The following is an 8,688-nucleotide window of genomic DNA, read 5'->3' as shown; positions in this document are numbered from 1 at the left end:
CTGCCATCCGATCCATCATCAGTGACGATCATCAAGGATGCAGCCGATCGCTACTTTGCGTCGTTTGTCTGTGAAGTGGATCCGATCGCTCTGAAGGCTATTAATGATGGAGTGGGGATCGACCTGGGCTTGACCACCTTCGCCACCCTGTCCACGGGTGAAAAGGTACTAAGTCCCAAGCCGTTGGCTAAATCCCTCAAGCGATTGCGCCGTGCTCAAAAATCCCTCAGCCGCAAGGTTAAGGGCAGCAAGCGTCGATATCTAGCCCGACGCAAGGTGGCCCGGATTCACGCCCGCATCAAGGATCAACGAACTGACTTCCTGCACAAGTTATCGACCCGGATCGTTCGCGAGAACCAAGCGATCGTTCTGGAAGATTTGAATGTGTCGGGTATGGTCAAAAACCGCAAGTTGGCGCGGGCGATTTCTGATGCTGGCTGGTACAGCTTCCGACAGATGATCGAGGGCAAGTCGATCCGCTACGGGCGGGATTTCCAGGTGATCAGTCGATGGGAACCGACTAGCCAGCGTTGTTCATCTTGTGGCCAGTTGGGTGGCAAGAAAACCCTTGACGTGCGCGAGTGGGTGTGTATGCAATGCGGGGCAATTCACGATCGCGATGTGAATGCCGCCATCAATATCCAAGTCGCGGGCGGGCAGTCCGAGACTCAAAACGGACGTGGAGGCCAGCGTAAATCCAGTTCGCTGGTAGCAGCCGATGAAGCGTCAACCCGTGGTCTAGTCGAGCAACTTCAGTTGTTTGCCTAGGGCCGGAATCCCCGCTCCTTTAGGACGGGGAGGATGTCAATGATTTCTACTGCTTGTGCGCCTAAGCAAGTGCTCCTAAGCATCGGTGGGCCGATCGCCCCGGTTTCCCTGCACCCAAAGCTGCACCATCAGCGCCAACAACCCCAGGGCCACAAAGCTAAAGACAAAGGTTCCCAGGGTTCCCACCCCGACCACCAAGGTACGCACCGCACCGCCAATGCTGAGGGTGAGGCGGTTGGTGCTGGTGATCGGGTGGGCGGCAAAGGTTTGGGCAATTTTATAGGTCAGTGCGCCGGCTCCCACCGCGATCGCCGCCGAAATCCCGGAACCCCCCAGGCAATCCAGGGGTGAGGGCATTTTCTTGGCGGGAGTTTCGGGGGTGGTTTTGCTGGTTTTGGGGTTGGGTTTGGAGGTCATGGCAAGGCGGCGCTAAACGCTGACTCCCCTTAATTTACAGCCGATCGGGTCGTTCCCACCGCGCAAAGGCAGATCCCGGGGCGATCGGGGAAATTTCCCCTTCAGTCGTATCAGGGCAGAGTGAATTGGGGTGAATTCGAGACGATCGGGGGCCAGACGGCAACCCATTCTCTCCCTGATAGCTGGGTTACTTCCCCTGGCTCGTTACAAGCCAGTTGCAGAACTTCATGAAGAAACCCAGAAACTTCATCAAGTTTTCTATGGGATCAAAAAGAGGCTCCGTCTTCATTTTAAATTTTTCAAAATCAAGTTTCAGCATAATCAAACGCCTTGGGCATTTGATCCCTATTTTTACCTAGCAATTCCCTAAAGATGTTCTTAAGAATTGCTGGAATAAAGTCACCGCAAAATCCTTTCCTCTAATGAAGTGGTTTTGACGATGATTGTTTTTCTTCAAAGAAAGGGAAAAGCTTATCTCTCAAGGCGATGAGCGTTCTTGAGGAAGCCCACGAAATTACAACAAATTCCTTTAGGCAAGTTGTTATAAATGTCATCACTCGATCGCGCGATCGATAAGACAAGTTGAAAATTCCGATCGCAACCGGGGGATCGGCCTAGGATGCAAGCAGTTGCGCGGAAGCGAACGCGTATGAAAGTTGCGGTTGTGAAAGAAGTGGCGCTGGATGAACGGCGCGTGGCCCTGGTTCCCGACGTGGTAGCTCGTTGGGTCAAAAAAGGGCTAGCGATTGCCGTGGAAACCGGCGCGGGAGAACGCGCAGGATTTACGGATTCGGCCTATGAAGCGGCGGGCGCAACAGTGACGAGCGATCGCGCTCAACTGTGGCAAACGTCGGATTTAGTGACGAAGGTTTTGCCCCCCACCGATGAGGAACTGGGTTGGCTGAAATCGGGATCGATGTTGATGGGCTTTTTGGAGCCGCTCGATCGCCCTCAGTCCATCAAAACCCTGGCAGAACGGGGCATCACAGCGATTTCCCTAGAATTCGTGCCCCGCAGCACCCGTGCTCAGGTGGCGGATGCCCTTTCGTCTCAGGCCAACGCAGCCGGCTACAAGGCTGTGCTGTTGGCGGCGGCGGCCCTGCCCAAATATTTCCCCATGTTGACCACAGCGGCGGGAACCATTCCGCCGGCCAAGGTGCTGGTGTTGGGTGTGGGTGTGGCCGGGTTGCAGGCGATTGCCACCGCCCGCCGATTGGGGGCCGTGGTGGAAGCCTTTGACATCCGCCCGGAAACCCGCGACGAGGTGCAAAGCCTCGGGGCCCGGTTTGTGGAAATGATGATCGAGGAAGAAACCAGCGGGCAAAACGGTTATGCCAAAGCGGTTTCCGATAATTTGCAAGCTCGGATTCAAGCCACCGTGGCTGAACGGGCGATCGGGGCTGACGTGGTGATCACCACCGCCAAAATTCCCGGCCGCCGTGCCCCGATCATGGTCACCGCCGACACCGTGGCCCAAATGAAGCCCGGTTCCGTGATTGTGGACTTGGCCGCAGAACAGGGCGGTAACTGTGAATGCAGTCAACCGGGCCATGACCATGTGGTGAATGGGGTGCAAATTTTGGCCCCGATGCACTTGGCCAGCACGGTCACCACCCACACCAGTATGCAATACGCCAAAAACTGTTCGGCCCTGTTGGACTGGTTAATCAAAGATGGGCAACCGGTGTTCAACTTTGCCGATGACATTTTGGATGCGGTTTGCATCACCCACGGCGGTGAAATTCGCAACGATCGGGTGCGAAATTTGGTCGCCACGCTCTCAGAAACCCCTTCGGCTGAATCAATGGTGTTGGCCTCATGAGTGAAACCTTGGTAACGGGTTTGGTGGTGTTTGTTTTGGCCTCCTTTGTGGGGTTTGAAATCATCAACAAAGTGCCTCCCACGCTCCATACCCCTTTGATGTCCGGTGCGAATGCCATTTCTGGAATTGCCGTGGTGGGGGCAATTTTGGCCGGCGGCGCAGCACAACTCAGCGGCCCCACCATTCTGGGCTTGGTGGCCATTGTGCTGGCCATGGTGAATGTGGTTGGTGGCTTTTGGGTGACCGATCGAATGCTGCAAATGTTTAAGAAATAGCCTGACAGCCACTTGAAGCAGCCACTTGAAGCAGCCACTTGAAAAGGTCTGAAAAAGGCTTGAACTTGAAAAGGCCTGAAAAAGGCTTGAACTTGAAAAGGCTTGAAGACAACCTGAGAAGCAACCTCCAAATTCCCCAGTAATGACCCTTTCCTAAACCGATCGCCTGACTCGATTGTCCAACTGTTCCATCGCCCAATGGCTATTTTTCATCTTCAAAATGGGCAAGCGATCGGGAGCAAAGGCCAATCGAAGTCAGCCGATACAAATTCAGGATGTAATTGAGGGTTTGATGCAGGGGATCACCAAAGGTTGAATTCCGGGGTTCAATTCCGGATTTAAATTCCAGGGTTCAATTCAAGACTTAACTCAATGTTCGTTCAACGCTTCATTCAACGCTTGGCTCAATGAAAGGCTGGAATTTTGAAGCATCCTGAGACCAAAGGGCGAGGACATAAGGAATGATCGATGGACTTGTATCGGGTGTTTTGCCCGCTGAATGGTGGACAACGATCGCCCGGCTAAGCAACTTGGCCGCTGCGGCCCTGTTCATTGTGGGGATCAAAATGTTGGGATCGCCCGCCACCGCTCGCCGGGGCAACTGGCTGGCGGCCGTGGGCATGGCCATGGCGATCGGGGTGACCCTGCTCGATCGCTCCGCCGTGAACTACGGGGCACTCTTGGCCACCCTGGTGGCGGGATCGGTGGTTGGTCTGATTGCCGCCAAGCGCGTTGCCATGACCGACATGCCCCAGATGGTGGGCTTGTTGAACGGGTTGGGCGGCGCGGCCTCGGCCCTGGTGGCAGCGGCGGAATATTGGCGGATTGTGAACACGGGCGCACCGGTTCCCACCGACACGGCCGTGACCGTCATTGCCGGGCTGCTGATTGGGGGCGTGACCCTCACGGGCAGTTTCATGGCCTTTGCCAAGTTGCAGGGACTGGTAACCGGCGCACCCATCACTTTCCCCCTGCAACAACCGGTGAATTTCGGCTTGCTGCTGGGCTTTGTGGCCAGCGGTGCTTATTTGCTGATTCACCCGGGCGATTTGACGGTTTTGTGGCTGCTGACGGGCATTTCCCTGGTGCAGGGGGTGTTGGTGGTGTTGCCGATCGGGGGTGCTGATACGCCGGTCGTGATTTCGCTGCTGAACTCCCTGTCCGGGCTGGCGGCCAGTGCGGCGGGTTTTGTGTTGGGCAATGAAATGCTGGTAATTGCCGGGGCGCTGGTGGGCGCTTCGGGGCTGATCCTGACCCAAATCATGTGCAAGGCCATGAATCGATCGCTGACCAATGTGCTCTTTGGGGCCTTTGGCAGCGTCAGCACGGCCACGGACGACGGCGGCAGCAGCGATGCGGGTTCCCACACGGTGCGCTCGATCGACCCGGAAGAATGCGCCATGATGTTGGGCTATGCCCGATCGGTGGCGATTGTGCCCGGCTATGGCATGGCGGTGGCCCAAGCCCAGCACGCCGTGCGGGAGTTGGCCGATCAGCTCGAACGGTTGGGTGTTGATGTGCGCTATGCCATTCACCCGGTGGCAGGTCGGATGCCGGGCCACATGAACGTGTTGCTGGCGGAAGCCAACGTGCCCTATTCCCAACTGTGCGACCTGGACGACATTAACCCGGACTTTGAACGGGTGGATGTGGCGCTGGTGATTGGGGCCAATGATGTGGTGAACCCGGATGCCCGGGACAATCCCCAAAGCCCGATCTACGGAATGCCGATTCTGGAGGTCGATCGCGCCAAACACACGATCGTGATTAAACGCAGCATGAACCCCGGATTTGCCGGTTTGGATAATGCGCTCTTCTATGAAGACAAAACGATGATGCTGTTTGGCAGTGCAAAAGAAAAAGTGTCTGAGCTGGTGGCCAGCGTTAAGGAACTGAGCTAGGAATTAAACAGACCATCATCCCCGATTGGGATTGAAAAGCAGGTTCGGAGTGCGGGTTGGTTGTGCGGGCCGGTTATGCGGGTTTGTGATGTCAATTGCAACCTGCACTCCAGATGGGCCTTCGCAATCATCCAGAACTTGAATCATTCAAAGCTTGCAACCCATGGGTGCGGGGATGAGTCTTTTAATTTAATCAGTTAACTCAACCCGTGCATGGGGCAATCAACACATGGGGGCGATCGCCGCTCCCATTATGAGCCGAACTGATTTGGAGAGCTTGAGCGATCAATCACGATCCCGCAACTTTCCCGATCGTTCGGCTTGACCTATGCAAAGGTTGAAATCGACTGAGGGTAGCTTTGCTCAGGCCCGCTAGTGTGTCTTGCAAGATGGGCTGGCGGTGTGGGCTGTGGGCTGCTGATTTCAAACAACCACGACACTATGAAACGTAACTTTCCGACCCAGGCGCTGCAATCGTTGACCATCGTAGGGAGCTTTGTGGCCCTGGGCCTTGCGTCCGGTTTGAGCGCCCAAGCCGCAGAGCCGATCGAGACTGATCGCCAGTCGATCGGGAGCCTGACCCAGCGCAATGCTTACCCGCCAGAATTTTCGCGCGCCTTTTTGCAAAGCTGCACCCGATCGGCTCAACAATCGGGTCAGTTTAACCAACAGCAGGCTACGCAATATTGCCAATGCTCCTTGGCGGAATTCCAGTCGCGCTATACCTTGCAGCAAACCATGAATCTCTACCAACGGATGCAGCAATCGAACAGCAATGAGCTGCCGCCGGAAATGATGCAAATTGCGCGTACCTGTGTGCAACGGGTGTTTGGTACTCGCTAACCAGACTGAGCCAGTCAACCTGAGCTAACCGGACTGAATTAATCAGCTTGAATTAATCAGACTGAGCGAATCAAGTTGATCCCGTGAGCAGCAACTCGCTCCTCAACGGTCTCCCTCGTTAGCCGGGGCCCCAATCGTGAACCGATCGAACGGTTGAGCGGGTTGCTCCGGCTTTCTGGGGTCAAAAACATAGCTAGTGACCGTTCCGGCAGCCGTGTCCAAAATACTGAAGGCGGTGATTTCGTTGCTGGCCAAGTAGGGCTGAGGGGTTTGATCCAAGGGATCAATCAAAGGAGCGATCGAGGGCACAATTGGGGGCAATCCATTAGGATCCCCGATCGCCACATAGTCCGATCGCTCAAACCCGCTACCCTCCGGCGGAATGCCCGATCGCCCCCGATCGCCCCAGGCCGCCCCATAGCTATTGCCCACGTTCGACGTTTCCAGGTAATGGGTGCGGCCACGGCGGAACCGATTCCACAGGTGCGAGTGGCCATACAACACCAAATCCACCTCCGCCGATTCCAGCAGGGGGGACAAATATTGGGCAATCACATCTTGATCGCGCGGATAGGCATATTTCACCGCCATCACCTGGCCCAGGTCATCCCGCTCGATCGTCTGGATGGGATCCGTGAAGGGCGGCACGCTGTTATCCCCCAAGGTATGGGGCGGGTGGTGAAACATAACCACGCGATACTTGGCTTGGCGAAATGGCTCGCCGGCCAATTCCGCTTGGAGCCACTGAAATTGCGGACTCCCCGGGGCGATCGATTCAAAAATATGCTGACCCCAACCCCAATCGATCGGACTTTGGGGCTGGCCTTCGTGGAAGCGGCCGCCGAACTTCGCCGTCAAAATGGGCGATCGCCAAGCTTGGGTCACGTTCAACACCACCAACCGCAGATCCCCAAAGCTGACGGCGTAGTAATTGCCCTCGCCCCGATCGTTAGTCGGCAACGTCCAAATTTCCTCATAGGTGCGCGTGTTGAACGATTGATCCGCCAAGGCGGCCGGGCCGATTGCAGCCCCTGGTGTTTCCCCCGACGTTGCCCCTGAAACTTCGCCGGAAGCCGGACCTAAGACCCGATCGCCCGCTCCCCGTTGCGCAGCCCCCTGTTGCGCGGCCCCCTGTCGCACGACCCAGCGAGGCACGGTGTCATAAAATTCCCGGTTGAGATCTTGGGCCCGCCCCACCCGACCCATCACCTCGTGGTTGCCTAGGGCCGCGAACAGGGGAGCCTCCTGCAAAATAGCCCCGCCTTGGTAGGTGTGACCTTGGAGCGATCGATTGGCTCGTCCTTGCAAACAGGGAAAAAACGCCCCACCGCCCCCATCGTCAAACCATTCCGAAGCACGATCGGGCACATTCACCAAGTCCCCCGCAAACAACACCCCATCCACCCGGCCCACCGTGGCCACCACCTGTTGCAAGTTGGCCGCCACCATTGGCTTCAGTTGATGATCCGAAGTCAACAGCAGTTGCAGCGGTTGGCCCGGCAGCGGTTGGGGCGACAGGCGAAACACTCCGCTACTGACGGCGCGATCGCCCCCTTGACTCGTCACCCGATAGGGAACCGACTGGCCCGGCAACAGCCCCGACACGATCGCCTCATGTCGCCAAATGGGCCGCTCCCAAACCTTCACCCCCTCGGGCCGCTGGGCCGCCACCCGCTCCGGCAGTCGCGATTGGCCATCTTCACGGGTACGAGTCAAGCGGCGGGTTTGGGCCAAGGCCTGCCGATCAAGCCGATCGCCCCAATCCACCCAATGGCGATCGCCCGGCAATTCCGTGAACCAAACCACATGCACCGAGTCCGACCCCGGCAACTGCAAAAACGGATCCGTCAAAAGCTCCATAGCATCCCCCTCGGATAACTGGGCCGACCACTGGGAAAGCGGGTGCAGGGCTGCGGATCCCGAAGCGGGCGGCATTTTCAGCGCCAACATTCCCCCGATCGCCAGCAACACCAACAGCAGCCCCCAAACGCCACCGCCCCGCACCATTCTCGGGAGTTGCCGGATCCGTTGCCACCGGCCAAGCCCCCGGGCGCGATCGCTCAACCACCGTCCCCTTGGTCGCCCCATCGCCCTAGGCAAACAAATCTAAGGGTAGGTGGCCATACATCGCATTCAATTCCTCATCCACATGGGACTGACAGGACACCAAAACCCCTCGATTTTCACCCTGGTAGGGTTCCGCATAAAACAACAGAGAGTTAGTGTTGCACTTGATATAAATCGGCTGTTCCGGATTGGCCACCCCCCGCCGTTCCGGCTCCGGCGGCACTTCACGATCCAAACCAGCCCCATAGGCCCGCACAGCCGCCAACCCTTGAGCGATCGAATCCGCACAAACTCCAAAAATCACGCAGTCCGCCTCCTGAACCACCGTCCGCAGAGCCGATCGAATAATCGCCTGCTGACTCTCCGAGAGACTGGGCGCTTCTTCCAAACAGTTAAACACCGCCAAAACCTTTTGGGCTTCCAGCAACGACAGGGGAGCCGTTCCCGCCCCATTGGTTCCTAACGCATCCGATCGACGAGTTGAGTTGTCCATAGCAATCCAGAGTTTCCCTTGTCCACAAACTTCACCGCAAACTTCACCGCAAGCAATCAAGACTGCAAGCAATCCGGGATTCGATCCGCTTAAAGTTGCCCA

Annotated in this window: 9 protein-coding genes; 5 read left to right on the top strand and 4 right to left on the bottom strand. The window is 56.9% G+C overall.

The genetic code is table 11. The annotated features are described in order from the left end of the window. The coding region (locus H6G53_RS07815; RefSeq protein ID WP_190531839.1) for an RNA-guided endonuclease TnpB family protein at positions 1-768 on the top strand (768 nt) is incomplete at its 5' end. 75 nt (positions 769-843) lie between these two features. On the opposite strand, the gene H6G53_RS07810 is transcribed toward H6G53_RS07815, so the two are convergent. Then, complete coding sequence (locus H6G53_RS07810; RefSeq protein WP_190354865.1) at positions 844-1,185, bottom strand: DUF3082 domain-containing protein; 342 nt, start codon at positions 1,183-1,185, stop codon at positions 844-846. Between the two features lie 34 nt (positions 1,186-1,219). Continuing rightward, positions 1,220-1,348, bottom strand: a complete 129-nt coding sequence (locus H6G53_RS18955) for a hypothetical protein (RefSeq protein WP_255512348.1) — start codon at positions 1,346-1,348, stop codon at positions 1,220-1,222. 486 nt (positions 1,349-1,834) lie between these two features. Between H6G53_RS18955 and H6G53_RS07805 the strand changes: the two genes are divergently transcribed. The 4 genes from H6G53_RS07805 to H6G53_RS07790 all read left to right on the top strand — a co-directional run bounded on the left by H6G53_RS07805 (position 1,835) and on the right by H6G53_RS07790 (position 6,026). Next, entirely contained in the window at positions 1,835-3,007 is a 1,173-nt protein-coding gene (locus H6G53_RS07805; RefSeq protein ID WP_099535094.1) for a Re/Si-specific NAD(P)(+) transhydrogenase subunit alpha, read from the top strand. Next, positions 3,004-3,282 (top strand): NAD(P) transhydrogenase subunit alpha, encoded by a 279-nt coding sequence (locus tag H6G53_RS07800; protein ID WP_099535096.1) that lies wholly within the window; start codon positions 3,004-3,006, stop codon positions 3,280-3,282. Before H6G53_RS07805 ends, H6G53_RS07800 begins: the two co-directional genes overlap by 4 nt. 461 nt (positions 3,283-3,743) lie before the next feature. After that, positions 3,744-5,183 carry an NAD(P)(+) transhydrogenase (Re/Si-specific) subunit beta gene (locus tag H6G53_RS07795; protein WP_190531837.1) on the top strand — a complete coding sequence of 480 codons (1,440 nt, stop codon included), beginning with the start codon at positions 3,744-3,746 and terminating at the stop codon, positions 5,181-5,183. 441 nt (positions 5,184-5,624) lie between these two features. Next, entirely contained in the window at positions 5,625-6,026 is a 402-nt protein-coding gene (locus H6G53_RS07790; protein WP_099535100.1) for a hypothetical protein, read from the top strand. Positions 6,027-6,128: 102 nt separating this feature from the next. On the opposite strand, the gene H6G53_RS07785 is transcribed toward H6G53_RS07790, so the two are convergent. Both H6G53_RS07785 and H6G53_RS07780 read right to left on the bottom strand, forming a co-directional pair. Further along, positions 6,129-8,114: a metallophosphoesterase gene (locus H6G53_RS07785; RefSeq protein WP_242030805.1), complete on the bottom strand. Its 1,986-nt coding sequence runs from the start codon at positions 8,112-8,114 to the stop codon at positions 6,129-6,131. Positions 8,115-8,118: 4 nt separating this feature from the next. Further along, entirely contained in the window at positions 8,119-8,586 is a 468-nt protein-coding gene (locus tag H6G53_RS07780; RefSeq protein ID WP_099535102.1) for a DUF1824 family protein, read from the bottom strand. Between the last annotated feature and the right edge of the window lie 102 nt (positions 8,587-8,688).

This window comes from Limnothrix sp. FACHB-406 (assembly GCF_014698235.1).
In the GTDB taxonomy this organism is placed as follows: Bacteria; Cyanobacteriota; Cyanobacteriia; order CACIAM-69d; family CACIAM-69d; genus CACIAM-69d.
This window is presented reverse-complemented; position numbering and strand designations above follow the sequence as displayed.

Excerpts from the sequence above, each read along its gene's own strand:
- H6G53_RS07810 (WP_190354865.1), bottom strand. The coding sequence starts at position 1,185 with ATGACCTCCAAACCCAACCCCAAAACCAGCAAAACCACCCCCGAAACT.
- H6G53_RS07805 (WP_099535094.1), top strand. The coding sequence starts at position 1,835 with ATGAAAGTTGCGGTTGTGAAAGAAGTGGCGCTGGATGAACGGCGCGTG.
- H6G53_RS07800 (WP_099535096.1), top strand. The coding sequence starts at position 3,004 with ATGAGTGAAACCTTGGTAACGGGTTTGGTGGTGTTTGTTTTGGCCTCC.
- H6G53_RS07795 (WP_190531837.1), top strand. The coding sequence starts at position 3,744 with ATGATCGATGGACTTGTATCGGGTGTTTTGCCCGCTGAATGGTGGACA.
- H6G53_RS07790 (WP_099535100.1), top strand. The coding sequence starts at position 5,625 with ATGAAACGTAACTTTCCGACCCAGGCGCTGCAATCGTTGACCATCGTA.
- H6G53_RS07785 (WP_242030805.1), bottom strand. The coding sequence starts at position 8,114 with ATGGGGCGACCAAGGGGACGGTGGTTGAGCGATCGCGCCCGGGGGCTT.
- H6G53_RS07780 (WP_099535102.1), bottom strand. The coding sequence starts at position 8,586 with ATGGACAACTCAACTCGTCGATCGGATGCGTTAGGAACCAATGGGGCG.